This is a genomic window from Allobosea sp. (genome assembly GCF_030695125.1).
Taxonomy (GTDB): domain Bacteria; phylum Pseudomonadota; class Alphaproteobacteria; order Rhizobiales; family Beijerinckiaceae; genus Allobosea.
Genome location: NZ_JAUYTP010000022.1, coordinates 46892 through 70771 on the forward strand (window position 1 = coordinate 46892; position 23880 = coordinate 70771).

At 68.6% G+C, this 23880-nt stretch carries 22 protein-coding genes; 14 read left to right on the forward strand and 8 right to left on the reverse strand.

Annotation, left to right across the window (positions count from 1 at the left end; translation table 11 throughout):
* Positions 1–122 precede the first annotated feature (122 nt).
* Positions 123–509, forward strand: a complete 387-nt coding sequence (locus Q8S38_RS06605) for a DUF2147 domain-containing protein (protein WP_305679627.1) — start codon at positions 123–125, stop codon at positions 507–509.
* An 11-nt stretch (positions 510–520) separates the two neighbouring features.
* On the opposite strand, the gene Q8S38_RS06610 is transcribed toward Q8S38_RS06605, so the two are convergent.
* From Q8S38_RS06610 to Q8S38_RS06620, 3 genes are read right to left on the reverse strand one after another with little or no spacing between them, the layout of a single operon-like run.
* Positions 521–796: a hypothetical protein gene (locus Q8S38_RS06610; RefSeq protein WP_305679628.1), complete on the reverse strand. Its 276-nt coding sequence runs from the start codon at positions 794–796 to the stop codon at positions 521–523.
* 11 nt (positions 797–807) lie between these two features.
* Positions 808–2805 (reverse strand): type ISP restriction/modification enzyme, encoded by a 1998-nt coding sequence (locus Q8S38_RS06615; protein ID WP_305679629.1) that lies wholly within the window; start codon positions 2803–2805, stop codon positions 808–810.
* Between the two features lie 26 nt (positions 2806–2831).
* Complete coding sequence (locus Q8S38_RS06620; RefSeq protein ID WP_305679630.1) at positions 2832–3983, reverse strand: N-6 DNA methylase; 1152 nt, start codon at positions 3981–3983, stop codon at positions 2832–2834.
* 328 nt (positions 3984–4311) lie between these two features.
* On the opposite strand from Q8S38_RS06620, the gene Q8S38_RS06625 reads away from it, so the two are divergent.
* The 4 genes from Q8S38_RS06625 (at position 4312) to Q8S38_RS06640 (ending at position 9943) form a co-directional block, all read left to right on the forward strand.
* A complete protein-coding gene (locus Q8S38_RS06625; RefSeq protein ID WP_305679631.1) occupies positions 4312–6195 on the forward strand; it encodes a putative bifunctional diguanylate cyclase/phosphodiesterase in 1884 nt (627 codons plus the stop codon).
* Positions 6196–6341: 146 nt separating this feature from the next.
* The gene (locus Q8S38_RS06630) at positions 6342–7118 is read left to right on the forward strand and encodes an SDR family oxidoreductase (RefSeq protein WP_305679632.1); all 777 of its coding nucleotides are present in this window, start codon (positions 6342–6344) and stop codon (positions 7116–7118) included.
* Positions 7119–7280: 162 nt separating this feature from the next.
* On the forward strand, positions 7281–7928 hold the full coding sequence (locus Q8S38_RS06635; RefSeq protein ID WP_305679633.1) for a cation efflux transmembrane domain-containing protein: 648 nt from the start codon (positions 7281–7283) through the stop codon (positions 7926–7928).
* 29 nt (positions 7929–7957) lie between these two features.
* Positions 7958–9943 carry an acetyl/propionyl/methylcrotonyl-CoA carboxylase subunit alpha gene (locus tag Q8S38_RS06640; RefSeq protein WP_305679634.1) on the forward strand — a complete coding sequence of 662 codons (1986 nt, stop codon included), beginning with the start codon at positions 7958–7960 and terminating at the stop codon, positions 9941–9943.
* Between the two features lie 147 nt (positions 9944–10090).
* Here the strand turns inward: Q8S38_RS06640 and Q8S38_RS06645 are convergent, their stop codons facing one another.
* Positions 10091–10861, reverse strand: a complete 771-nt coding sequence (locus Q8S38_RS06645; protein WP_305679635.1) for an SDR family NAD(P)-dependent oxidoreductase — start codon at positions 10859–10861, stop codon at positions 10091–10093.
* Between the two features lie 202 nt (positions 10862–11063).
* Between Q8S38_RS06645 and Q8S38_RS06650 the strand changes: the two genes are divergently transcribed.
* Positions 11064–11501, forward strand: a complete 438-nt coding sequence (locus tag Q8S38_RS06650; RefSeq protein WP_305679636.1) for a DUF1489 family protein — start codon at positions 11064–11066, stop codon at positions 11499–11501.
* A gap of 56 nt (positions 11502–11557) precedes the next feature.
* Here Q8S38_RS06650 and Q8S38_RS06655 read toward each other — a convergent pair whose 3' ends face one another.
* Both Q8S38_RS06655 and panC read right to left on the reverse strand, forming a co-directional pair.
* Positions 11558–13303: a VWA domain-containing protein gene (locus Q8S38_RS06655; RefSeq protein WP_305679637.1), complete on the reverse strand. Its 1746-nt coding sequence runs from the start codon at positions 13301–13303 to the stop codon at positions 11558–11560.
* 140 nt (positions 13304–13443) lie between these two features.
* Positions 13444–14292, reverse strand: coding sequence for a pantoate--beta-alanine ligase (panC, locus tag Q8S38_RS06660; protein ID WP_305679638.1), 849 nt, complete (start codon positions 14290–14292; stop codon positions 13444–13446).
* Positions 14293–14382: 90 nt separating this feature from the next.
* Here panC and Q8S38_RS06665 point away from each other — a divergent pair, with 90 nt between their 5' ends.
* Both Q8S38_RS06665 and Q8S38_RS06670 read left to right on the forward strand, forming a co-directional pair.
* The gene (locus Q8S38_RS06665) at positions 14383–15126 is read left to right on the forward strand and encodes a VWA domain-containing protein (protein ID WP_305679639.1); all 744 of its coding nucleotides are present in this window, start codon (positions 14383–14385) and stop codon (positions 15124–15126) included.
* Complete coding sequence (locus tag Q8S38_RS06670; protein ID WP_305679640.1) at positions 15123–15836, forward strand: DnaJ domain-containing protein; 714 nt, start codon at positions 15123–15125, stop codon at positions 15834–15836. The genes Q8S38_RS06665 and Q8S38_RS06670 overlap by 4 nt, the downstream gene beginning before the upstream one ends.
* A 63-nt stretch (positions 15837–15899) precedes the next feature.
* On the opposite strand, the gene Q8S38_RS06675 is transcribed toward Q8S38_RS06670, so the two are convergent.
* Positions 15900–17513 (reverse strand): SPOR domain-containing protein, encoded by a 1614-nt coding sequence (locus tag Q8S38_RS06675; RefSeq protein ID WP_371125844.1) that lies wholly within the window; start codon positions 17511–17513, stop codon positions 15900–15902.
* A gap of 373 nt (positions 17514–17886) precedes the next feature.
* Between Q8S38_RS06675 and Q8S38_RS06680 the strand changes: the two genes are divergently transcribed.
* The 4 genes from Q8S38_RS06680 to Q8S38_RS06695 all read left to right on the forward strand — a co-directional run bounded on the left by Q8S38_RS06680 (position 17887) and on the right by Q8S38_RS06695 (position 20950).
* Positions 17887–18228 (forward strand): phasin family protein, encoded by a 342-nt coding sequence (locus Q8S38_RS06680; protein WP_305679642.1) that lies wholly within the window; start codon positions 17887–17889, stop codon positions 18226–18228.
* A gap of 214 nt (positions 18229–18442) precedes the next feature.
* A complete protein-coding gene (locus Q8S38_RS06685; RefSeq protein ID WP_305679643.1) occupies positions 18443–19972 on the forward strand; it encodes a UxaA family hydrolase in 1530 nt (509 codons plus the stop codon).
* A 60-nt stretch (positions 19973–20032) separates the two neighbouring features.
* Positions 20033–20401, forward strand: a complete 369-nt coding sequence (locus Q8S38_RS06690; protein ID WP_305679644.1) for a hypothetical protein — start codon at positions 20033–20035, stop codon at positions 20399–20401.
* Positions 20402–20557: 156 nt separating this feature from the next.
* Complete coding sequence (locus Q8S38_RS06695; protein WP_305679645.1) at positions 20558–20950, forward strand: hypothetical protein; 393 nt, start codon at positions 20558–20560, stop codon at positions 20948–20950.
* A gap of 145 nt (positions 20951–21095) precedes the next feature.
* Here Q8S38_RS06695 and Q8S38_RS06700 read toward each other — a convergent pair whose 3' ends face one another.
* On the reverse strand, positions 21096–22280 hold the full coding sequence (locus Q8S38_RS06700; RefSeq protein WP_305679646.1) for an aminotransferase: 1185 nt from the start codon (positions 22278–22280) through the stop codon (positions 21096–21098).
* Positions 22281–22557: 277 nt separating this feature from the next.
* Between Q8S38_RS06700 and Q8S38_RS06705 the strand changes: the two genes are divergently transcribed.
* Positions 22558–23304 carry an SIR2 family NAD-dependent protein deacylase gene (locus Q8S38_RS06705; RefSeq protein ID WP_305679647.1) on the forward strand — a complete coding sequence of 249 codons (747 nt, stop codon included), beginning with the start codon at positions 22558–22560 and terminating at the stop codon, positions 23302–23304.
* A gap of 115 nt (positions 23305–23419) precedes the next feature.
* A complete protein-coding gene (locus Q8S38_RS06710) occupies positions 23420–23875 on the forward strand; it encodes a DUF3429 domain-containing protein (RefSeq protein ID WP_305679648.1) in 456 nt (151 codons plus the stop codon).
* The last annotated feature ends 5 nt before the right edge of the window (positions 23876–23880 follow it).

The window sequence follows — 23880 nt, forward strand, 5'->3', positions numbered from 1 at the left end:
TGCGCGTGAGTCGGGATCACCGGGGGGGCGCGATCGGGCCCGGCGATCACATTGCGCGTGATCGCGAAACCGATCCCGGTGCTGCGGCGTATCGCCCCTCAGATAGATTAGGAGATCCGCTCATGACGTTCAAAACGCCTGTGGCCGTCCTCGCCTTGTCGCTCGCCGCGGCGCTGCCGTCCTTGCCGGCGCGCGCCAACAGCCCCGATCCCAGCGGGGTCTGGATGCGCGACGACGGCAATGCCAGGGTGCGGATCGCCCCCTGCGGCGGCAATATCTGCGCGACGAATCTCTGGATCCGGGACAGCAGCGGCGGGGAGGAGGTCGGCGACCGGCTGGTGCTGACGCTCAGGCCCGAGAGCGCCGACAAGCTCAGCGGCGAGGCCTTCGACCCCAAGCGCAACCGCCGCTTCGCGATGACGCTGACGGTCAAGCCCGACGGGCTGTCGACGCGCGGCTGCATCATCGGCGTGCTGTGCAAGACGGTGAACTGGACGCCGGCGGAGTAGGGGGCGCTGCCTCAGGCGGCGCGGTCGAGCCGCTCCAATTCGTGCCGGAAGTCAAGGCGGAGCTGGTTGGCCTCGTCCTCGGGGAGCCAGTTCGCCATCTGCGGAAACACCGTCTGCCAGTAGCGCGTGGTCTTGCGGTCCCAGGGCAGGGTGTCGGCGGCGCGCGCCTGGTCGAGCAGGCGCAACAGCTTGATTCGCACCTTCGCGGGGTCCGGGCGGTAGGAGGCCGGCTCCGTAGGCAGCAGGTCGCCCTGGCGGGCGAAGAGATCGAACTGGGCTTTGCTCATGCGCTTTTAAATCAGGCGGGCGAGGAATCGTCGCCATCATCGGCGCTGCCGCCGAGCCGTTCAACCGGGATCAGCATGCCGTCCAGAACCTTTTGCAGCAGCGCGGCCTGCCTGTCCTCCAGCAGCACGAGCCGGCCGAGCACATGCAGCATGTTCATCAGGTCGGTGGTGTATTCGGGCAGCCAGCTCTCTGGCTGGATCGCGTCCAGTGGGGAGGGCGGGCGCCGGTCGCCGATGACGGGGCGGGTGCGGTCGCGGCGGCGATAGCTGAACCATTGCCGCAGCACCGGCTTGCCCGAGACCTCATAGGCGAAGATTTCCGGCATGACGTTGTCTACGAAGCCGTCGCCGATCGTCAGCCGCCGCGTGGCGGGGTCGTAGGCCATCTCCTCCGGCAAGGGCGCGGGCGCCATCGGGATCGCGCCGCCGGCAGGAATGCGCGGCGCCTGCTCGGGGGGCAGACGCGGCGGCGTCTTTGGGCGGCCGGCGGCGGGATCTGCGAAGCGCTCGCCATAGGCGTGGAGCCAGATCACCTCGCGGCCGAGCGCCGCGGCCTCAGCAAACAGCGTGGCATCCGCCGTCAGCGGCAGGCGCAGGCCGGGCTGGACGAGATCGCGCTGGAAGCGGGCGGTGTAGGCAGGGTGGGCGAGCAGCGCCGCGATAGAGGCCAGGACATCCTCGGGCACGACCTCGATGCCATAGGTTTCCGACAGCGCGGCAAGGACGGTAGGGCGGATATTGGACTGCGTCGCGGCGGCGTCGCGCCAAAGGGGGTAAACGCGACCGCCGAAGGAGCCCTTGTAGTGATCGTAGTCTGGGATGTTCCCCGCGATCGACAGGGCAGGTCCGCTGGATGGTGACGCCCGTTCCAAAGCAGTCAGATAAATCTGAGATGAAGAGTGGGCGGCCCACATGCCGGGATTTGGTTGACTGATCAGTCGGGCATCCGGGACAATCCACTGACGATCAAACGTTCTAAACGAGTACCGTATTGGCGGCACGATATCGTTCTTTTCATTTATGATCGGCGTGAGTGATTGCGCCTGATTTTGTAATCCGGCTGCTAGCTGTTTGCGAATATGCCGATCGCCAGGTAGGCCGGCACGCAGATGAGGATGAAACAGACGTTCTTTTTCAACGTCATTTGGTTCCCGAATTAGGCGCTGCCACCGTTGCTCGAGAGTTGTCTTATCGGGTGCTATAGGCCACGTGCGTCCAGGTTGGACGCCGGAGCCGTTGTAAACAAAAATCGACTTTAGCTCGTGAAACTCCGCCCAGGCGCCCGTCGCCTCGGGCAAGAACGAGTCGCGCCAGCCATCGGCGCCCTCGACCCAGCCGGCATCGTCGAGCGAGAGCGCGGCCAGCGCTTCGAATTTCTGCTCGCGCCGGCCTTCGGGCAAAGCGCGGTAGCGCAGCCGCGCCGGGCGTTTGTCGTCGTTGCCGCGCTGGCGCGCGGCGATGACGATGCAGACCGGCTGCTGCACGCCCTGAAAGATGCGGGTCGCGACCTCGGGCTGGTGCCCCTCCGGCGAACAGTCGATCACCCAGATGTCGGAGCAGCTTTCGCGCAGATCGGCGCGCATCTTCTGGAAGCCCGGCCCGTTGAGGAAGCCCGCCACCGTGATGTAGCAGATGATGCCTTCCTCGTCAGTGTCGGGGAGGCCGGTGGCGGCATGCTGGCCGGAGCCGAAGACCTTCCAGGTCGCCCAGCGCCAGAAATAGACGTAGAGGTTCTTGAGATGCTTGCCGTGGGCGCCGACGCCCCAGGACGGCGGCGCCTCCCAGCGCGCCATGGGCGGCTGGAAGCCTGCGCTGCCCTGCTCGATCCATCCGCCGCGCCCCTTCGCCTTTTCCTTGTAGGGCGGGTTGCCGATGACGACGGTGATAGGCTGGCCCTTCTTGATCGCATTGGCGTCGCGGCGCGATTTTGCCACGGGCTGCATCACCTGCGGCAGCCAGTCCTCCTCGACGAAGGGGTTGCCGAGCGTGTCTGTGATGAAGAGCTTCAAGACAGGCGGCGTGCTCCCTGAGCCCATCAGCGCCTGGAATTCGGCCAGCAGCCGCAGCCGCTGCCTACCGCCGGATCGGCCACCGTCACATCCGTCGCGGCGAGGCCGAGCGGGCGCTCGAAGAGCGGGCCGCGCAGGACCTCGTCTACGAGCCGGGCCATCGCATTCACCACCTCGGGCGGGGTGTAGTAGGAGCCGGTGCTCTTGCGCAGCGTGTTGTCGTAGATCTCGAGGAAGTGCTCGTAGAAATAGAGCCAGGCCTCGGGATCGTCCTTGCTGACATCGTGCCAGTTCACCGTGTCGAAGACGCGCGCCATGGTGCCCAGCGAGGTCTTCAGCGCCTCCTTGTTGTCGGCGCTGTCGGTGAGCAGGCCGAGCGCCGTGCCGATCAGCGAGCTGGTCTTGCGCAGTTCGTTGGCGGCGCGATCGACGCCGTCCTTCAAGGGAATGTCGCGGGTGCGGGCGATCAGCAGGCCGAAGGTGACGGCCTGGGCATAGCCATCGGCGAACTGCTTGTTGTCGGCCTGCGGGAACAGCAGCTTGCGCCAGTCCTCGGCGAGGCCGGTGAGGCCCGGGCTCTCGCGGGCGAGCTGTTCGGTGACCTCGTCGCGCAGCAGGCGGCAGAGCCTGGCGCTGACCTCGGCGAGGCGGCGGGCCGATTTCGGCGGGATCGGCTCCCAGGCAAGGAAATCCGAGAGCAGCGCGACCAGCGTATCGGGCGCCGCGAGCCTGGCGCCGGCGTTCTCGATGTCGCCGTCGAGCCGGACGATGGCGCCCTCCAGGACGCCGTCACGCCAGAGGCTGAAGCCGTTGCCGTCGGTGTAGAGCAGGTTCGGCAGCGATTTCAGCCGGTTCCATTGGTCCTTGTCGTGCGGATCGGTGAAGCGGCGGGGGTCGCAGCCCTTGCCGGGCGCCTTGAGCTCGATGAAGCCGATCAGCGCGCCCGACCGCGTCACGGCATAGTCCGGCCGCGTGCGGATATCGGCCATATGGGTTTCGCCGACGAGATGGACAGCCTGCGGCGGCAGGCCGGTCAGGGCGGCGAGCCCCGCGACCAGCGCCTCCAGCGGGCCGCGCAATTGGTCCTCGGGCGAGCCGGTGATGGCGGGGTTCGACAGCTTGGCCTTCGCCGACTGCCCGAAGGCGGAGACGATGCTCTCCAATGTCAGGCCGGCCATGCGATTCCCCCGTTGTCGCAACCATAAGTGAGGGGTGGGGAAATGCCAGCCGCCCTGTCGCGTCCGGTCTCGAATGGCCGTCGTCCCCCCGCCGCCGTCCCCCGCCAAGACACCGCATGACATTCCTGCGGGCCTGATCGTCGAATTCCAGGGATGGGTCTTTACGTTTGGCTACGGATTGGCCTGTATTGTTGACGCGTCAAGAATGGGCCTCTCGAACTGGACGTTCCGGTTGATATCGCATCCCCACGCGCCTCTGCGTCAGTCGAGTCAGGTCGCTGCGGCGCTGCTCCCGATCGTTCGACGCAATTACCTGCCGTCTCTGTTCGTGAATTTCGCGGCCTCGGTGGCGGTGGCCCTTCTCGCGTTCTCGTCGGGCGTGACCTGGGTGTGGTGGTGGCTGGGAGCCGTCACGCTCGTCTCGGTCGTGCGGTTCGTGATCCATGACGCGATGGGCCGAACGCCCCTGCCGGCCGGCGACCCTGCCTTGGCCGAAGCCGAGGCCGCGCGACAGATTCGGATCGCCGGGCAGGGCATGCTCGTGGGCGGCGCATGCTGGTGCGTCCTGGCCTGGATCCTGCTCGCCGACGCCGATCCTCTGCTGCGGTACAGCACCAGCATCATCCTGGCGGGCATGGCGGCCGGCGCCACCGGCGTCCTGGCGCCGTTTCCGCGGGTCGGGCCGTTCTACATCGCGCTGGTGATGGTACCCGGCGCGATCCGACTGCTCTTTCTGCCGAACGCGGAGCCCGTGATCGGGGTGCTCGCGCTGATCTTCGCCGGCGTGATGATGGTCGGCCACCGCGCCAACCGGATCCTGCTGATCCAATCGGTCGAGCTCGGGCAGCGCAATGGCGAGTTGATGGCGGAGGTTCTGGACGCCAATCAGACGCTGGAAAACAAGGTCAGAGAGCGCACCGAAACCCTCGAGCATCAGGCCACGCATGATCTCCTGACCGGTCTGCTCAACCGGCGTGGCCTGACCGACCGCTTCGTCCAGGGCGCGGCCGGCAGCCTGCACGGGCTGGTCTATTTCCTCGATCTGAATCGCTTCAAGCGGATCAACGACACGCTCGGCCACGAGGCCGGCGATTATGTGCTGCGCGAGGTCGCGCGGCGGCTTCTGGCGGCGCTCGACAACGAGGCGATGATCGCGCGCTGGGGTGGCGACGAGCTCGTCGTCGTGGTCCCGGTCGCGGGCCCGGTCTGCCCGGTCGCTCGCGAACTGGAGACGCTGTTCGACGCGCCCTTCCTGTTCTACGGCCAGACGCTCGACATCAGCGCCAGCATCGGCGTGGCGCGCTGTCCGGAGGACGGGCCGGGCCTCGACGAGCTGATCTGGGCTGCCGACCTCGCCGCCAACGAGGCGAAGCGGCGGCAGTCCGGTGCGCCGTGCCTCTACGATCCCTCGCTCGCGGCGGCCCTGCAGCGGCGCGAGCAGATCGCCGACGATATCGTGGCCGGGGTCGAGCAGGAGCAGTTCTGGCTGGCGTTCCAGCCGATCGTGAATGCCGCGTCGGGTGATCTGACGGCGTTCGAGGCCCTGCTGCGCTGGGACCACCCGACGCTGGGCGTGCTCGCCCCCGACGAGTTCATCGCCATCGCCGAGGAGAGCAACCATATCGCGGTGCTCGGCGCCTGGGTGCTCGATCGGGCCTGCCGGGCCGCGGCCAACTGGCACAAATCAGGCCTGCGGGCGGCCGTGGCGGTGAACTGCTCGGTCCGGCAACTGGCGCAGCCCGACGCCGTGGGGATCGTGCGCGCGGCGCTGGAGCGTCATGGGCTCGCCGCCAAATGGCTGCATATCGAGGTCACCGAATCGGTCTTCCTGCCGGCCAGCGACGCCCAGATGCTGCAGGTCCTGCGCCAGCTCGACGGGTTCGGCATTCGCCTGGCGGTCGATGATTTCGGCACCGGCTACTCGTCGCTGGCGCGGCTGCGCGACTTCCCGATGCGTCAGATCAAGATCGACAAGTCCTTCATCGCCGACATCGACGGGAAATCCCGGTCGGTGATCGAGGGCGCGGCCCTGATCGCGCGGCGCTTCGATCTCGAAATCGTTGCCGAGGGGGTCGAGACCCTCGAACAGGCGACCGCGCTGCTCTCTCTGGGCATCGATTGCTTCCAGGGCTTTCTGGTCGGGCGGCCCGTCGCAACGCCGCAGACCGCCGTCAGCTGTCCCTGGCTCGGCCCCGCCAAGGCGGCGGTTTAGGACGGCTGCCGCAGGGCGCCGCCCGCGCCAGACCACCCGCGCGCATCCAGCCGTCGCGAAAGCCTGTTCCGTCGGCGCAGCGCGCTGCTATGCTCGCGCGCACCGGACTGAAACGGTTGAACAACCAAGAAACCAGAGGATACGCCATGCCTTCCGACAGCACCGCCGCGCATGACAAGGTCGCCATCATCACCGGAGCCGGCTCGGGCGTCGGCCGGGCGGTGGCGCTCGCCTTCCTGAAGGACGGCTACCGCACCGTGCTGGCGGGCCGCCGCAGCGATGCGCTGGAGGAGACGATCGCGCTGTCGGGCGTCGCGCCGGGGCGGGCCCTGGCGGTGCCGACCGACGTCACCGACAAGGTCTCGGTGGAGGCGCTGTTCGCCAGGACGAAGGCCGCCTTCGGCCGCGTCGACGTGCTGTTCAACAATGCCGGCGTCAACGCGCCCGGCGGCATCATGCTGGAAGACCTCTCGCTGGAGGACTGGCAGAAGGTGGTCGACACCAATCTGACCGGCCCGTTCCTGTGCACGCAGGAGGCGTTCAAGGCGATGCGCGACCAGGTTCCCCAGGGCGGGCGCATCATCAACAACGGCTCGATCTCGGCCCATGCGCCGCGGCCGAACTCGGTCGCCTACACGGCGACCAAGCACGCCATCACCGGCCTGACCAAGACCGCCTCGCTCGACGGGCGCAAATACGGCATCGCCGTCGGCCAGGTCGACATCGGCAACGCGCTGACCGAGATGGCCCGCAAGATGACCACCGGCGTGCCGCAGGCGGATGGCTCGATCAAGGTCGAGGCCGTCATGGACGTCGACAATGTCGCGACGACCGTGCTGCACATGGCGAGCCTGCCGCCGGAGGCGAATGTGCTCTTCGTCACGGTGATGGCGACGACCGCGCCGTTTGTCGGGCGCGGGTGAGAGGGCAGGCCGTTTGCACCCGGTTGCCGAATCCGCATCGTCATCCTGGGCTTCGCGCAGCGAAGTCCCGGGATCCTTCGTAGGGCTCAGCGCTCTATGATGGATCCCGAAGCTGCGCCGCGTGCCGCGGCTTGTCCAGGATGACGCGGTGGTTTTTGACGCATGAGTGAGCATCTTCCGGTCGAGGCCAAAACCGCCCGCGCCTACACCCTGACCATCTGGGGCATCGCGCTCGGCATCCTCGTCTTCGCCAGCGGCGTCGTCGCCTGGGCGCTGGCGGTCGGCAATGCCCAGCTGTTCAAGGACGGCGTCGACTGGGTCTACGATGTCGCGCTCTATGGCGTGGCGGCGGTCGTCTTCGGCCGCGATGCCCGGGCCGAGCGGCTGGCGGCCATCGCCATCGGCGCGGTGATGGCGATGGCCGGCCTGCACACGCTTTACGACCTTGCCGCCAAGATCGTCACGCCGCGACCGATCGAGGTCTGGGCGCTGGGCTTCTCGGCCGGCAGCGCGGTGGTCATCGCGGTCCTGATCGTCGCCGTGCTCTGGCGCTTCCGGGGCGAGGACAATCCCGTCATCAAGGCGACCTGGCTGTCGTCGCGCAACGACGTGATCTCGACCACGGGCTTCGCCTTGCTGGGGCTCGCGGCCCGTGTCGCCCCGGTGCGCTGGCCGGAATATCTCTTTGATCTCTTCGTCGCGGGGCTGTGCTTCCAGGCGAGCTGGGCGATCTGGCGTTCGCTGCGCGCGAAGCCTGCCGAGGTGCCTTTGCAGAACAAGGCGGCGACAGCCCCGGCAGCCGGGCTATAAAGGCGGCCTGCCTTCCCGGGAAAGCCGCCATGTCGATCGCCGAGAAACTGCCTTCCATCCTGATCGCCAATCGCGGCGAGATCGCCTGCCGGGTCATCCGCACAGCCAGGCGCCTGAGCCTGCGCACCATTGCGGTTTACTCCGACGCCGATGCGGAGGCGCTGTTCGTGCAGATGGCCGACGAGGCCTACCGGATCGGCCCGGCGCCGGCCCGCGAGAGCTATCTCGACGCGGCCAAGATCCTGGCGGTGGCGAAGGAATCCGGCGCCGCCTGCATCCATCCCGGCTATGGCTTCCTCTCCGAGAACGCCGATTTCGCCGAGGCCTGCGCGCAGGCGGGCATCGTCTTCGTCGGGCCCCCGGCCTCCGCCATCCGCGCGATGGGGCTGAAGGACGCCGCCAAGGCGCTGGTCGAAAAGGCCAATGTGCCGGTGGTGCCGGGTTATCACGGGGCCGAGCAGGGCGTCGATTTCCTGGCCAGGGAGGCGCAGCGGATCGGTTATCCCGTACTGATCAAGGCGGTGGCGGGCGGCGGCGGCAAGGGCATGAAGAAGGTCGACCGCGCGGAAGATTTCGCGGATGCGCTGACCAGCGCCCAGCGCGAGGGGCAGAGCGCCTTCGGCGATGGGCGCGTGCTGGTCGAGAAATATGTGCTCTCGCCGCGCCATGTCGAAATCCAGGTCTTCGGCGACAGCCATGGCAACGTCGTCCATCTGTTCGAGCGCGACTGCTCGCTGCAGCGCCGCCACCAGAAGGTCATCGAGGAGGCGCCGGCGCCGGGCATGACCGCCGACGTCCGCGCCGCCATGGGCAAGGCCGCCACCGAAGCGGCGAAGGCCGTCGGCTATGTCGGGGCCGGTACGGTCGAGTTCATCGCCGACGGGCGCGACGGCCTGCGCGCCGACCGCTTCTACTTCATGGAGATGAACACCCGGCTTCAGGTGGAGCATCCGGTCACCGAGGCGATCACCGGGCTCGATCTCGTCGAGCTGCAACTGAAGGTCGCCGCCGGCGAGCCGCTCGACTTCTCCCAGGCCGAGGTCACCGCGACCGGCCATGCCGTCGAGGCGCGGCTTTATGCGGAGGATCCCGAGAAGGGCTTCCTGCCCTCGACCGGCAAGCTCTGGGCGCTGCAGTTCCCGGTCGCCGAGGGCATCCGCATCGACACCGGCGTCGAGGCCGGTGACACGGTCACCCCATTCTACGATCCGATGATCGCCAAGATCATCGCCCATGGCGCGACGCGCGACGAAGCGCTGGACCGGCTGGGCGCGGCGCTGGGCGAGACGGTCGTCGCCGGGCCGCGGACCAATCTCGCCTTCCTGAAGAAGCTGACGGAGGCGAAGGGCTTTCGCGAGGGGCCTTTCGACACCGGCTTCATCGAGCGCAACAGCGCCGCGCTCGGGGCGCAGCCCCAGCCGCTCGACGCGGCGGCGGTGGCGGCGGCGGCGCTCCAACTCGAGGAGGAGCGCGAGCTCGCTTGCGTGCTGCAGGCGGCCGAGCGCGTCGATGGCGAAGCGCGCTCGCCCTGGCTCGTGGCGGATGCCTTCTCGCTGATGCCGCGCCCGGCGCTCGGGTTGCCGCTGCTGGTCGATGGCGAGCGGGTCGAGGCGCGGATCGAGTGGCACGAGGCTGGCGCCCGCGTCAGCCTGCCCGGCCACGAGATCGACGAGGGCGAGCATGAGATCTCTCTCGCCGAGGGCGAGCACGGCACCTGGCTGGCGCTGCATCGCGGCCGGCAGACATCCGTTGCGCTGTTCGACCCGTTCAGCGTCGATCTCGACGCGGCCGCGGGTTCAGGCGGCGTCATCAAGGCGCCGATGCATGGCAAGCTGATCGCGCTCTTCGTCGCCGCCGGCGATGCGGTCGTGAAGGGCCAGCGGCTCGCCATCGTCGAAGCGATGAAGATGGAGCATGTCCTGACCGCCCCGCGCGACGGCACGGTCAGCGAGATCGGGGCCGCGCCGGGCGCGCAGGTGGCGGAAGGCGCGAAGGTCGTGGTACTGGGAGAATAGGCGAATCGCGGGCGTCACTTGCGGGCGTTTGCTTGCTCGCTTTGCGAGGACCACGCGTCATTGCGAGCGCAGCGAAGCAATCCAGCAGACATCCAGCGCGCGGGCCGGATTGCTTCGCTGCGCTCGCAATGACGGGTGGAAGCGCTGCTACCCCATCCGCCCGACGACCGGGAACTGCTCGACCTCGTAGATCTGGCCTGAGACCGGCGCGCTCTCGTCGGAGAGCCAGAAGGCGGTATGCGCGGCGATCTCGGCGGGCTGCATGATGCGGCCGGTCGGGGCGTGGCGGAGCGGGACTTGCGTTTCCCAGCCGGGCTCGCGGCCCTCGCGCTGCTGGGTCGCGTCCTCATTGGCCGTGAAGGTCCAGCCGACATTGAGCTGGTTGACCCGGATGCGCTCGGGCCCCAGCGCATCGGCGAGGTTGCGCGTCATCGTCATCAGCGCGCCCTTCGACATGGAGTAGACGGTCAGGTTCGCCAGGCCGCACCAGGCGTTGATCGAGCCGACGGTGACGATCGCGCCTCCCGAGTCCTGCCGGCGGAAGGTCCGGATCGCGGCCTCGGCACAGAGCAGCGGCGCGCGGGTGTTGATTGCGAAGACATGGTCGAAGAATTCCGCCATGCTGTCGCCGATCGCCCCGCGCGGATAGATGCCGGCATTGTTGACCAGCCCGTCGATGCGCCCGAACGCCTCGACCGTTACATCGACAAGGGCCTGCGCCGTCGCGGGATCGGCGAGGTCTCCGGTGGCGCCCATTGCGGCCGAGCCGAGTTCGCCGCAGGCGGCGTCGACCTCGGCCTGGTCGCGGCCGTGAATCAGGACCCGCGCGCCGTCGGCGACGAGGCGCTGCGCCATCGCATAGCCGATGCCGCTCGACGAGCCGGTGACGAGAATGGCCTTGCCTGTCAGTCCGCGCATGTTCGTCTCCCCATTCTGCCGCAGTGATAGCGCAGTCCCGAGCGTCATGCTCGGGCGCAGACCCGAGCATCTCCTGCAAGCGATTCTCGGGCCTCCGCTTGGCTGCGCCCGAGAATGATGCCGGCCCTGGCATGACGCCGTCTCTGTGGAGAAACGCGACGAGTGCTGGCCGGGTCGCCTTGCCGGCATTAGGTTGCGCGCCATGCCTCTCCACCTTCTCAAGCTCTGCGTCGGCGCCGAATCGATCGGCGATCTGGAAGACTGGATCGAGGAGCGGCTGACGCTGGAGCGGCGGCTGGGCCGCACGGCCGAGCAGATCCACACGACGCGCATGGTGCCCAAGCGCCTCGACGAGCTGCTCGACGGCGGCTCGCTCTACTGGGTGATCAAGGGCCAGATCGCGGCGCGGCAGAGGCTGCTGGCGGTGCGCCCCTTCACCGATGGCGATGGCATCGGCCGCTGCCATCTCGTGCTGGAGCCGGTCGTCGTGCCGCTGGAGCCGCGCCCGTGCCGGCCTTTCCAGGGCTGGCGCTACCTCACCGACAAGGATGCGCCGCGCGACATCGACGGCCGCAGCGGCGATCTCGGCGCGATGCCGGAGGCGCTGCGGCGGGAGCTGGCGGAGCTGGGGCTGCTGTAAACGTCCTCTGTCGCTCGCGATGCAGTGCAGAACGGGACGGGGGCGGCTCCGGCCGCTCAGCGGACCTCGATGCTGCGCCTCGCCAGCACGCTGAGGCCGTCGCCCGCCTTGAGGATGTAGCGGATGTCGTAGCGTCCCGGCTGGTCGGGCGCTGCGAGCCGGCCATCCGAGGCAGCCTGCGTATAGACATAGCTCAGCTCGCCGCTGGTCTCGCGGGAGCCGGCCGGGACGAGGTCGACATAGTCGCCCTCGCCATTGGGGCCTTGCCATGACACGGCAAAGTCCTCTCCCGGCCGGACGCTGGCGGGGGCTTCGAGGCTGGCCGTGGCGGCCCTGACGGTCAGCGGCACCTCGGCGAGAATCGTGTGTCCTCCGGCCGCCGCGAGGACATAGCGGATGCGGTAGGCGCCGGGAGCGCCGGGCGCCCGGAGCGCCACGGTTTCCTGGTCCTCGGACTGCTCGACATAGGCATAGGCGAGCTCGCCTGAGGCGTCGCGATGCCCCTGTCGCACCAGATCGACATAGTCTCCCGCCGCGCCGGGACCGCGCCAGTGGACCGAGATATTGGAGCCGGCCACCGCATCGGGCGGGAAGGCGAGCGTCGCCACGGAGGGCGTGACCTCCAGCGGGATGGCGACCAGCGACTTGCGGCCGTCCGGGGCGGCGAGGATGTAGCGCAGCTGATAGGGACCGGCCTCGCCGGGAGCCTTCAGCCGGACCGGGTTGCCGCTGTCGAGATAGGCATAGGCAATCTCGCCATCGGGCGCCGTATGTCCGCGGCGGACGAGATCGACATAATCGCCCGGTTGGCCGGGTCCCTTCCAGGACACGTCGAAGCTCGTGCCGGCCGCGATGCGGGCCGGGGCCTCGAGCGCATGGGGGGCGTCGGCCACCTCGATGCGCGTCGTCGCCAGCGCATGCCGACCGTCGGGACCCATCCAGACATAGCGCAGCTCATAGCTGCCGGGCCGGCCGGGCGCGCGCAGTGTCGCGCCCTTGCCGCCCTCGACATAGACGTAAGACAGCTCCGCGTCGAAGCCCTTGCTCCCGGCCGGGACGATGTCGAGATAGTCGCCGGCGGCGCCGGGGCCGGTCCAGTCCGCGGCGAAGCTCTGGCCGATGCTCGGCTTCGCGCCGGTCCGGACCGTCGCCGGCGGCCGTTTGACGGCCTGTGCCGCCGCGGGGCGGACCGTGCCGCTGACGGTGGTCTTGAGCGCATCCTGCAGCTGCGCGGCGTTGTTGGCCGCGATGTAGCGGCCCCCGGTCTTCTCGGCCAGGCAGGCGACCTTGCGGCCGTCCTCGCGCGACAGGTCGAAGCCGACGACATGTGCCGTGAAGCCGACCCCCGCCTTGGCGAGCTCGGCCCCCAGCGCGCAGGGGTCAGCCTGGCAGGTCTCGATCCCGTCGGTGATCAGGATGACGGTGGCCTTCTCTTCGGTGTAGCGCAGCGCGATGGCGGCCTGCCTGACCGCCTCCGTCAGCGGCGTCTTGCCGAGGAAGCGCAGTTTCCCGGCTGCTTCGTTGATCGCATTGGCCTTGTTGCGGCCCGGCGCCACCACCAGTTCGATGTCCGCGCAATTGCCCTTTTCGCGATGGCCATAGGCGAGCAGGCCGATCTCTTTCTCCGGTACCATCCCGCCCAGGACAGTTCTCAGCGCCTCGCGGGCGATCTCGAGCTTGGGCTTGCCGTCGATCCGGCCCCACATGGAGCCCGAGGCGTCGAGCACGATCAGGGATTGCTCGGCCCTTGCCGGGGTGGCCACCGCCAGCAACACGCCCAGGGCTATCATCCAGATCCGCATCAACGCCTCCGTGCCGAGCCACTTCAGGGGGAGGCCGCGTCCAGCCGAGCCTCCGCCAGAGATAACGGCCATGCTGCCGAACGGGAAGGGGATCGACGGGAAACAGCGCGTGGCGGCTCAGGCCTGCGTCCTCGACTTCTTCAAACCGCGATGTTGTCGATCAGCCGCGTCGCGCCGAGCCGCGCCGCGACCAAAATCCGGATCGGTCCGTCGGCGAGCGAGGTCACCGGGGCCAGCGTTACGGCATGGCGGGCCTCGAGATAATCGAGTTCGAATCCCGCCGAAATGATCTCGCCCTGGGCCTCGCCGACGGCGCGGAAGAGGTCCTCGCGGTTGCGGATGCGGACCGCCAGCGCCTGCATCACTGTATGCAGCAGCGGCGCCAGCGCGCGGTCCTGCGGCGCGAGGTAGCGGTTGCGCGAGGACATGGCGAGGCCGTCGGCCTCGCGGAAGGTCGGCAGCGGCACGATCTCGATGCCGAGGTCGAGATCGGCCGCCATGCGGGTCACGACCTTGAGCTGCTGGTAGTCCTTCTCGCCGAAGACCGCGAGATCGGCGCGCGACTGGGTGAACAGCTTGCAGCAGATTGTCGCGACGCCCTCGAAATGGGTCGGCCGGAAGCGGTCGTCGAGCCCGACCGCGGCCGGCCCCAGCAGCAGCACGCGGGTGGCGAAGCCGGCCGGGTACATCTCCTCGACGGGCGGGAAGAACACCGCATCGGCGCCGGCGGCGACCAGCTTGGCGCAGTCGTCGTCGAAGGTGCGCGGATACTTCTTGAAGTCCTCATGCGGTGCGAACTGCGTCGGATTGACGAAGATCGTGACGATGACGCGCTGTGCGCGCCGCTGCGCTTCCTTGACGAGCGCGATATGGCCTTCATGGAGCGCGCCCATCGTCGGCACGAGGCCGACCTTCTCGCCCGCGGCATGCCAGCCCGCGACGGCCTGCCGCATCGCGGCGACGGTCTCGAAGATCGCGATCCCGGTCATGGCGCTTCTTTCGTCAATGGGCTGTGCAGTCGGTCATGTCGCGTCGGGGGACGGGTAGCAAATGTCCGGCAAACCGCCAATATCAAGGCGATGACGGACAAGAGCGACAAGGCACTGGACAAGCGGGCCGGCACGGGCGTGGCGGCGGGCCGTTCGGCGCCCGGCGAGATCGACCGCTTCCTGGGGGCGGCGAAGCAGCTCGCGCCGCTGGCGACCGGGCAGGCGGGCCGCCTCGTCTTCGCGCTCGACGCGACGATGAGCCGCCAGCCGAGCTGGGACCTTGCCTGCTCGCTGCAGGCGCGGATGTTCGAGGTCGCGGCGACGAGCGGCGGGCTCGCCGTGCAGCTCGTCTATTTCCGCGGGCTGGCCGAATGCCGCGCCTCGAGCTGGGTCGGCGAGCCGCGCCGGCTGAACGGGCTGATGTCGGGCATTGCCTGCCAGGGCGGCCAGACGCAGATCGCCCGTGTTCTCAAGCATGTCCGCGACGAGGCGCGCAGCGTGCCGATCCGTGCCTTCGTCTTCGTCGGCGATGCGATGGAGGAGGAGGTCGATGCGCTCGCCGGTCTGGCGGGCGAGCTCGGCCTGCGCGGCATCCGCGGCTTCCTGTTCCAGGAGGGGCATGATCCCGCCGCAAGCGCGGCCTTCGCCACCATGGCCCGGCTGACCGGCGGCGCCCATGCCCGCTTCGACGCGGCCGCACCCGATTCGCTGCTCGATCTGCTGCGCGCCGCCGCCGCCTATGCGGCGGGCGGGCGCGAGGCGATGCTGAAGCTCGCCGCCGGCAGCCCGGCCGTGCGCGGGCTGCTGGGATCAATGGACGGAGGTCGGCGGTGACGCTGCTTTACGGGATCGCCGCCGTTCTGCTGATCTGGTGGCTGTCGAAGCTGTTTGCGAGCACCAATCCGAAGGTGCTCGCCAAGGCGCTCAAGGGCGGAGGTGGGGTGCTGTCGCTGGGCGTCGCCGCCCTGCTGATGATGCGCGGCCGCGCCGACATGGCGATCTTCGTCGGCGGCATCGGCGCCTGGCTGCTCGGCTGGAGCGCGACCGGGCCCGGCGGCATCCGCTTTCCCTGGGGGGCGTCCTCGACCGAGACGCCTGGGGCGCGCTCGCGCGTCGCCTCGCAGCTGCTGGCGATGGAACTCGATCATGACAGCGGCGGCATGACCGGGACGGTCAGCGCCGGCCGCTTCGCCGGCCGCAGCCTCGATGATCTGACGCTGGCGGAGATTGCCGATCTGATGCGCGAATGCCTCGCGCAGGATCCCGAGGGCGCCCGCCTGCTAGAGGCTTATCTCGACCGCCGGTCGCCCGGCTGGCGTGAAGACGCTGATCGTCACCGCGACGCGGGGCAGGGCCGCGCGACGGGCTCGGGCGCGATGTCGCATCAGGAGGCCTACGAGATCCTGGGGCTTCAGCCTGGGGCGGGAGAGGAGGCGGTCCGCGAGGCCCATCGCGCCCTGATGAAGCGCATCCACCCGGATGCCGGGGGCACCAGCGGACTTGCCGCCCGCGTCAACCAGGCCAAGGACGTCCTTCTGAAGTGAGCCGCCGGCGGGAAACAGGGATGAGGTCTGGTACGACATGTCAGCGATCCTTGTCCTTGTCCGTCAGCCGCGGGCGGCGAAGCAGGCGAAGCCGTCGCGCTTGAGCCTGGCGCAGGCCCGCTCGGCATCCTTGGAGTCGTCGAAGCCGGCGAAGCGGGCGCGGAACAGCGTCGTGCCGCCCTTTTCGACCTTTTCCGTCAGCGGCGTTGCGTCGGCGAGGGGGCCCGCCGCCTTGGTCCGGGCCCGGGCCAGGATGTCCCTGGCCTTGGCCTCGTCGTCGGTGGCGCCGAGCTGAATGATCCACTTGCCGGCCGTGGCGACGACGGGGCGGCTCTCGCTGGTCCTGGCCGGCTCGGCGGCCTTCTCGGCCACCTTGGCGAGCGTGGTCACGCCAGCGTCCGGGGCGGGCGGGACGTGAACCGCTGCGACCTTGACGGGCTGGGCGGCCTCAGGCTCGGCCACCTTCGCGATCGAGGAGGTGACGTCGACATTCGCCGGCGGCCGCAGGATCTTGCCGTCGGCGGCGGGGGCGCCGATCGACCAGCGCATGGCGGGCGGCGTCGTTGTCGCGGCGACCGGGCGCATGCCGGAGAGCTGCAGCTGCTGCGCACCGGCGCTGACCGGACGCGGCGGGGCGATCGGGGTGGTGGTCGGCACCGGAGCGTAGGCGCGGGCGGCGGCGGGGAGCGGCGCCTGCGTTTCGACGCGCGGACGCGGCACCGGCAGCGGGGCAGGCTCGGCGACGGCGGCGGCCACGACCGGCGCGGCCGGGCGCGGACGCTCCTGGATGCGCTCGGGTGCCCGCTCGGGAGCGCGCTCCTCGGCCTCGGGCGCCTCGGCGACGAGGGTCGAGGCGCGGCCGCTGGTCGCGGCCCTGGGCAGCGTCGCGACGACGAGATCGGCCATGATCTTGTCGCGCGAGGCGCCGGAGCGGCCGCCCAGCACCACCGAGACGACATGGCGGCCGTCGGCCTTGGCCGAGGTCATCAGGTTGAAGCCCGAGAGGCGGGTGTAGCCGGTCTTGATCCCGTCCACGCCTTCGATGCGGCCGAGCAGCTTGTTGTGGTTGCGATAGGCGCCGCCGGCGTAGTTGAACACGCGGGTCGAGAACATCGGGTAGTAGCGCGGGAAACGCTCCTGGATGGCGCGGGCGAGGATCGTCAGATCGCGCGCCGTGGTCATGTTCGGCGGGCTGTGAGGCAGGCCGTGGGGGTTGTAGAAGGTCGTGCGGCCCATGCCGAGCGAGCGGGCCCGCGCCGTCATCATGCGGGCGAACTCATCCTCCGAGCCGCCGACATTCTCGGCGACCGTCATGGCCACGTCATTGGCCGATTTGGTGATCAGCGCGAGGATGGCGTCGCGGACGGTGATGGTCTCGCCGGGGGCGAAGCCGATCTTGGAGGGCTCCTGGCGGGCGGCATGGGCCGAAACCGTCAGCTCCGAATTCATGTTGAAGCGGCCGCGCTCCATCTGCTCGAACAGCACATAGAGCGTCATGACCTTGGTGATCGAGGCGGGGATGCGGGGCGCATCCTCGTTGACCGCATGCAAGGTCCGGCCCGTTCTGGCGTCGACGACCATCGCTGCATAGGGCGGGGCATAGCCGCCGCCGGCCGGGCGCTTCTTCTTGCGCGCCGCCTCGGCAGGCGAGGCGACCGCCGCAACCGCGACTGCCACGATGCCGATCATTGCCACGAGCGCGCGAGAGCGCACGCGCCTGGACACAACGCAACCAAAAGCCATGAACACGCCTCAACTCGTACTGTCGCCCCGATCCCGGATCCGCGCCTTGCGGCGTGGCATATGGGACACAGTTTTGGAGGTTAGGCGGGTGCGGTTACGGAGCCGTTAAAAAGCGAACGATCTCGCCGTCTGCCGTAGCGGCAGCGTGATGCGTTTGGCGCATTGCAGCATCGCCTTGACATTCATGTTGCGCTGCACAATATCAGTGGCGTCCCGGTGGTGAACGCTTTTCATCTGACCCAGGGGCGCCAAACCCGGGCCTTCAGGCTCGTCAGCAAGAGGCGGCATCCGTGCCGAGGGAAGAAACATGATCCAGCAGTTCGAAACCATCCAGAAGGCTTCCAAGGACAACGTCGATGCGGCCCTGAAGGCTTTCGGCGCGACCTCCAAGAGCGTCCAGACCATCGCCGTCGAGGCGACCGACTACGCCAAGAAGTCGTTCGAGACCGGCACCGCTGCGCTCGAGAAGCTCGCCGCCGTCAAGACCATCGACAAGGCCATCGAGATCCAGACCGACTACGTCAAGACCGCCTTCGAGGGCGCCGTCGCCCAGATGACGAAGATGGGCGAGCTCTACACCGCCCTGGCCAAGGACGCTTACAAGCCGTTCGAAGGCATCGTCGCCAAGGGCGTCCCGGCCGCCAAGTGAGCTGAGCCCGCGCCGCTGACGCGGCGCGCAGGTTCGCTGACACGCTATCAAACCCGGCCGCGAGGCCGGGTTTTTCTTTGCCCGACTCGGGCCCTGATGCTGCGCTGCAGCAGCTGGAAGCCTCTTTGAACCGATTGAAAACTGGCGCGAGGAAGCGCATGTCTTGGGCATCGCCGCGGTGGGCCGTGGCTTGCTAGCCAGTGGTTCTCATCCGATGCTCGACAAAGCCATCCCGCCGCGCACCCTCAGGCTGAACGCGATCGACAATGTCGCCGTCGCCGTCGATCCGATCGATCTCGGCGTGACGGCCGCCGGGGTGACGGCGCTGAAGCGGATTCCGCGCGGCCACAAGCTGGCGCTGAGCGCCATCGCCACCGGCGAGCCGATCCGCAAGTTCGGCCAGATCATCGGCTTCGCCACTGTCGACATTCCGCCCGGCGAATGGGTTCACGAGCACAACACCGGCTTCCACGCGTTCGAGCGCGACTATGCCTTCTGCGCCGAGGCCAAGCCCGAATTCGTGCTGCCGGTGGAGCAGCAGGCGACTTTCGAAGGCTTCCGCCGCGCCAATGGCAAGGCCGGCACGCGCAACTATGTGGGCATCCTGACCTCGGTGAACTGCTCGGCCTCGGCCGCCCGCTTCATGGCCGAGGAGGTCAAGCGCTCCGGGCTGCTCGCCGATTATCCGAATGTCGACGGCGTCATCGCGCTGACCCACGGCACGGGCTGCGGCATCGACTACAATGGCGAGAGCTTCGAGGTGCTGAAGCGCACCACCTGGGGCTATGCCTGCAACCCGAACATGGCTGCGGTTCTCGTGGTCGGTCTCGGCTGCGAGGGTTTTCAGATCAAGCGGATGAAGGACGCCTATGGCGTCGAGGAGAGCGACGTCTTCCGCACGCTGACGATTCAGGAGACCGGCGGCACCCGCAAGGCGGTCGCCGCGGGAATCGAGGCGCTCAAGGTGATGCTGCCGATCGCCAACCGCGCGCGGCGCGAGACCGTGCCGGCGTCCGAGTTGATGCTGGCCCTGCAGTGCGGCGGCTCGGACGGCTATTCCGGCATCACCGCCAACCCGGCGCTGGGCAAGGCGGTCGACATCCTGGTCGAGCATGGCGGCACGGCCATCCTCTCCGAGACGCCGGAGATCTACGGCGCCGAGCATCTGCTCACCCGTCGCGCCGCCAACCGCGAGACCGGCGAGAAGCTCGTCGGCATCATCAAGTGGTGGGAGGACTACACGGCGCGCGCCCGCATGGACATGAACAACAATCCCTCGCCTGGCAACAAGGCGGGCGGGTTGACGACCATCCTGGAGAAGTCGCTGGGCGCCGCCGCCAAGGGCGGCACCAAGACGCTGGCCGCCGTCTACCACTATGCCGAGCCGGTGCGCTCCAAGGGCTTCGTCTACATGGACACGCCCGGCTACGATCCCGTCTCGGCGACGGGTCAGGTGGCAGGCGGGGCCAACATCCTCGCCTTCACGACCGGGCGCGGCTCCGCCTATGGCTGCAAGCCGACGCCCTCGATCAAGCTCGCCACCAACACGCCGATGTATCTCAAGCAGACCGACGACATGGACATCAATTGCGGCGATGTCCTCGACGGCGTGACGCTGGAGGAGAAGGGCCAGGAGATTTTCGACTATCTGCTGAAGGTCGCCTCGGGCGAGAAGTCCAAGTCCGAGGAGATGGGCTATGGCGACGCCGAATTCGTGCCTTGGCAGATCGGCGCGACGATGTGAGCGCCGGAACCGGGGCGCTGGTTTGGGCGTTCCCTCCCATCAAATGGGAAAAGGGATGCCATGACCCGTCACGCGCTCACCACCGCCGTTCTCGCGGCCTTTCTGCTCGTTGCAGGGCCCGCGATCGCCACACCGGTTTCGGCCCCGGCCGCCTCGACCGGTCTTCTCGGCGCGGCTCAGCCCCTCGATATCGAGACTGTTCAGGTCCGTGGCAATGAGCCTCAATATCGGGGAAACCGGCAGTTTCGTGGCAACCAGCAGTATCGCCGCGGTGGTCCCGGTGTTCGGCGCTACGGGCCGCGCCCGCGCTATGCGCCCGGCGCCCGCTTTCGCTCCGCCCCTCCCGGCTATCGCCGTTACGGCGCACGGCCCGGGAACTGGCGCACCCGCGGCTGCGTCACCGTCGGGGCGATCTGGTTCTGCCCGTGATCGATCACGCACCATCGACGATACGGAAAGCCGGGCTCGCGCCCGGCTTTTTTATTCGAGATCGTGAACCCCGACGCAGGCTGAAATGACGATGTAACGGAGCCGCGCCAATAGCCAGCGCGCCGGCTTGTTCTCGTCCTTCGCCTGAGGTTCGTTATGAAGACCCTTCTGCTCGTCACGGTTCCGCGCGTCTTGCTGGGGCTGCTCTTCCTCGTCTCCGCCGTCGACGGCTTCTGGTGGCTGGCCACCGGCACGCATCTGATCCATCCGCCGACCAGCAGCCGCGGTGTCGCCTTCGAGCAGACGCTGCAGGCCTCCGGCTTCGTCTGGCCACTGCTGAAGACGGTCAACCTCGTCGGCGCGTTGAGCCTGCTGGGCAATATCGCGCCGGCGCTCGGGCTCGCGCTGATCGCGCCGGTGATGGCGGTGATCGTGCTGTTCCACCTGGTGCTCAATCCGCAAGGACTGCCTGTCGCGGTGATCCTGGTGGCGCTGGGATCGCTGCTGGTCTGGGCGTATCGGGATCGCTATGCGGCGCTGCTGCGGTAGCGGTCGCGCGTCATTCTCGGGCGCAGCCCTCGGGTCCGATCTTCGATCGGCCCAAGGATAAACGCCGCGAAGACCCGAGAATCTCAGGACGAGAATGGGCGGGTTTCCGTGATGCTCGGGTCAAGCCCGAGCATGACGCGTCACGTCACAGCGTAAACCCGCGCAGCCGCTCGCTCAGCGCGCCGATCCGGTCGGCGGCGACATTGGCGATGGCGATGCGCAAATGCCGCTCCTGGCCCGGGCCGAAATAGGGGCCGGGCAAGGCGAGCACGCCGCGCTCCTGCACCAAAGCGCGCACCACATCCGCCGCCGGTACACCGGGGAAGGGGTGCGCGACATAGGCGAAATAGGCGCCGGCCGCGAGCACGCGCCAGTCATTGAGCGGGGCCATCGCCTCGCGGAACAGCGCGGCGCGGGCGTTGATCTCGGCCCGGTTGGCCTCGCGCCAGTCGCGGATGCCGTCGATGCCCCAGGTCACGGCCGTCTGGCCGGCCCGCACCGGACTGATCTGGACACAGTCGAGCACCTTGGCGATCTCGGCCATCACGGCTTCGCCGGCCGTGATCGCGCCCAGCCGCCAGCCCGGCACAGCATAGGCCTTGGAGAAGCTGTAGAGGCCGATGACGGAGTCCTGCCAGGGCGTTGCGGCGAAGACCTCATGCGGGGCCGCAGCGCCGGCAGGCAGGAAATCACGATAGGTCTCGTCGAGCACCAGCCAGAGACCGCGCCGCGCGCACAGCTCCGCGAAGGCGGCGATGGTGGCGGGCGGATAGATCGCGCCCGTCGGATTGTTGGGTGTCACCAGCACGATGGCGCGCGTGCCGGTGTCGATCAGCGCCTCCGCCGCGGCGACATCGGGCACGAAGCCGGCCGCCGGATCGCAGGGCAGCGGCCGTGCCTCGATGCCGAGCATGCGCAGCGTCATCTCGTGGTTGAAGTACCAGGGCGCCGGCAGCAGCACGTTCTGGCCAGCCCGCGCCACTGCCATCATCGTCATGACGAAGGCCTGGTTGCAGCCCGAGGTGATCGCGACCTCGCCCGCCTTGAAGGGGGCACCGTAGACCCGGGCGATTTCGGCCGCATAGGCCTCGCGCAGGGGCATGTCGCCGGTGATCGGGCCGTAGCGCGTGGCGTCGGGAGAGGCGGCGGCCTGCGCCAGCCGCTCCAGCAGCGCGGCTGGCGGGGGCGAGCCCGGCACGGCCTGCGAGAGGTCAACCAGCGGGCCGCTGCGCCCGTCATAGGCGCGCGCCCAGGCTTGCGCCTGCGGGATCGGCGGCGTGGCGGTGTCGAGGAGATCGGGGTTCAGGGCGGCGTGAGACGGGGCAAGCATGGTGCGCAGCTTTGGGACGCGGGTGGGCCTTCGTCAATCGGCGCGGGCAAGCTCCTCACAGCACAGCGCCCTATCCCGCAAGCCTCATCCTGAGGAGCGATCTGAAAGATCGCGTCTCGAAGGATCGTTCAGGAGGTGCCGGCGCCAGGCTGGAGCATCCTTCGAGACGCCGCGTATCGCGGCTCTTCAGGATGAGGGCGTCGAATGCGATGAAAAGACGCTGCCCGGACTGTGGCTGCATCTTATATCCTCTTGATAACGGAGAGGGACGACCTGGATGCCAGACGACGCCATCGAGGCGCTGCACGACCTGCTCGACCGGGCCGGCAGCATCGTCGCCTTCACCGGTGCCGGCATCTCGACCGAATCGGGCGTGCCGGATTTCCGCACGCCCGGCTCGCCCTGGATGGTCAACAAGCCGATCCCCTTCGAGGCCTTCGTCAGGAGCCGGGAGGCGCGCATCGAGGCGTGGCGGCGGAAATTCGCGATGGACGATCATTACGCGGACGCTGTGCCGAACATCGGGCATCGGGCTCTGGCCCGATTGGTCGGGGAGGGCCGCTCGCCCGCTATCATCACCCAGAACATCGACGGTCTGCACCAGGCCTCGGGCGTGCCCGACGACCGCGTCATTGAGCTGCATGGCAACGGCACCTATGCGACCTGCCTGACCTGCGGCTGGCGGCACGAACTGGCGGCGATCCGGCCCGTCTTCGAGGCCACCGGCGAACCGCCCGACTGCCTGATCTGCGCCGGGCCGGTGAAATCCGCCACGGTCTCCTTCGGCCAAGCGATGCCGCAGGACAAGATGAGCCGGGCCCAGCAACTGGCGCTGGAGGCTGAGCTTTTCCTGGTCGTCGGCTCGTCGCTCGTGGTCTATCCGGCGGCGACGCTGCCGATCATCGCCAAGAAGCAGGGCGCGCGGCTGGTCATCGTCAACCGCGAGCCAACCGAACTCGACGCCATCGCGGATCTCGTCGTGCGGGCCGAGATCCGGGCGGTGCTGGGGCGGTTGGCGGGCTGAAGCCCCTGCGACGTTTGCGACCGGACGCCGCAAGAGGGCTTGAGGCTGCGGCAAAACAGGCTATGGGGCAGGGCGCCCGCCGCCCTCTTGTCCGCATCCCCGTCGAAGGCTAGCCATGTCCAGCGAGAAAACCATTCCGCCCGCCGCTCTGGCGCTCGGTGTCGCCGGCATCATCCCGTTCCTGGCCTGCACCGTCGGAATCCTGGCCGGGCTGACGCTGCCGGTGCTCGGCGGCGGTGGCCGGCTGACGCAGGCCCTGATCGTCTACGGCGTCGCGATCCTGTCCTTCCTCGGGGGCGTGCGCTGGGGGATCGCGATCGGCTATGAGAACGAGGCCGTGCAGCGGCGGGATTTCATCATCGCGGTGGTGCCGGCCCTGATCGGCTGGGGCGCCACGCTGCTCGCGCCCGTCGGCGCGCTATGGACCCTTTGCGCGGCCTTCATCCTGCTCGGCCTGCTGGATTTCGGCCTCTACTGCCGCGATGTCGCGCCCGAATGGTATGGCCGGCTGCGACTGGGCCTGTCGGGCGCGGTCGCCGTGCTCCTGGGCGTGGCTGCGGCTGCGGCCTGACGGGT

Coding starts and splice junctions, on each gene's coding strand:
- Q8S38_RS06605 (WP_305679627.1), top strand. CDS start 123: ATGACGTTCAAAACGCCTGTGGCCGTCCTCGCCTTGTCGCTCGCCGCG.
- Q8S38_RS06610 (WP_305679628.1), bottom strand. CDS start 796: ATGAGCAAAGCCCAGTTCGATCTCTTCGCCCGCCAGGGCGACCTGCTG.
- Q8S38_RS06620 (WP_305679630.1), bottom strand. CDS start 3,983: ATGGCCGGCCTGACATTGGAGAGCATCGTCTCCGCCTTCGGGCAGTCG.
- Q8S38_RS06630 (WP_305679632.1), top strand. CDS start 6,342: ATGCCTTCCGACAGCACCGCCGCGCATGACAAGGTCGCCATCATCACC.
- Q8S38_RS06635 (WP_305679633.1), top strand. CDS start 7,281: ATGAGTGAGCATCTTCCGGTCGAGGCCAAAACCGCCCGCGCCTACACC.
- Q8S38_RS06640 (WP_305679634.1), top strand. CDS start 7,958: ATGTCGATCGCCGAGAAACTGCCTTCCATCCTGATCGCCAATCGCGGC.
- Q8S38_RS06645 (WP_305679635.1), bottom strand. CDS start 10,861: ATGCGCGGACTGACAGGCAAGGCCATTCTCGTCACCGGCTCGTCGAGC.
- Q8S38_RS06650 (WP_305679636.1), top strand. CDS start 11,064: ATGCCTCTCCACCTTCTCAAGCTCTGCGTCGGCGCCGAATCGATCGGC.
- Q8S38_RS06655 (WP_305679637.1), bottom strand. CDS start 13,303: ATGCGGATCTGGATGATAGCCCTGGGCGTGTTGCTGGCGGTGGCCACC.
- panC (WP_305679638.1), bottom strand. CDS start 14,292: ATGACCGGGATCGCGATCTTCGAGACCGTCGCCGCGATGCGGCAGGCC.
- Q8S38_RS06665 (WP_305679639.1), top strand. CDS start 14,383: ATGACGGACAAGAGCGACAAGGCACTGGACAAGCGGGCCGGCACGGGC.
- Q8S38_RS06680 (WP_305679642.1), top strand. CDS start 17,887: ATGATCCAGCAGTTCGAAACCATCCAGAAGGCTTCCAAGGACAACGTC.
- Q8S38_RS06685 (WP_305679643.1), top strand. CDS start 18,443: ATGCTCGACAAAGCCATCCCGCCGCGCACCCTCAGGCTGAACGCGATC.
- Q8S38_RS06690 (WP_305679644.1), top strand. CDS start 20,033: ATGACCCGTCACGCGCTCACCACCGCCGTTCTCGCGGCCTTTCTGCTC.
- Q8S38_RS06695 (WP_305679645.1), top strand. CDS start 20,558: ATGAAGACCCTTCTGCTCGTCACGGTTCCGCGCGTCTTGCTGGGGCTG.
- Q8S38_RS06700 (WP_305679646.1), bottom strand. CDS start 22,280: ATGCTTGCCCCGTCTCACGCCGCCCTGAACCCCGATCTCCTCGACACC.
- Q8S38_RS06705 (WP_305679647.1), top strand. CDS start 22,558: ATGCCAGACGACGCCATCGAGGCGCTGCACGACCTGCTCGACCGGGCC.
- Q8S38_RS06710 (WP_305679648.1), top strand. CDS start 23,420: ATGTCCAGCGAGAAAACCATTCCGCCCGCCGCTCTGGCGCTCGGTGTC.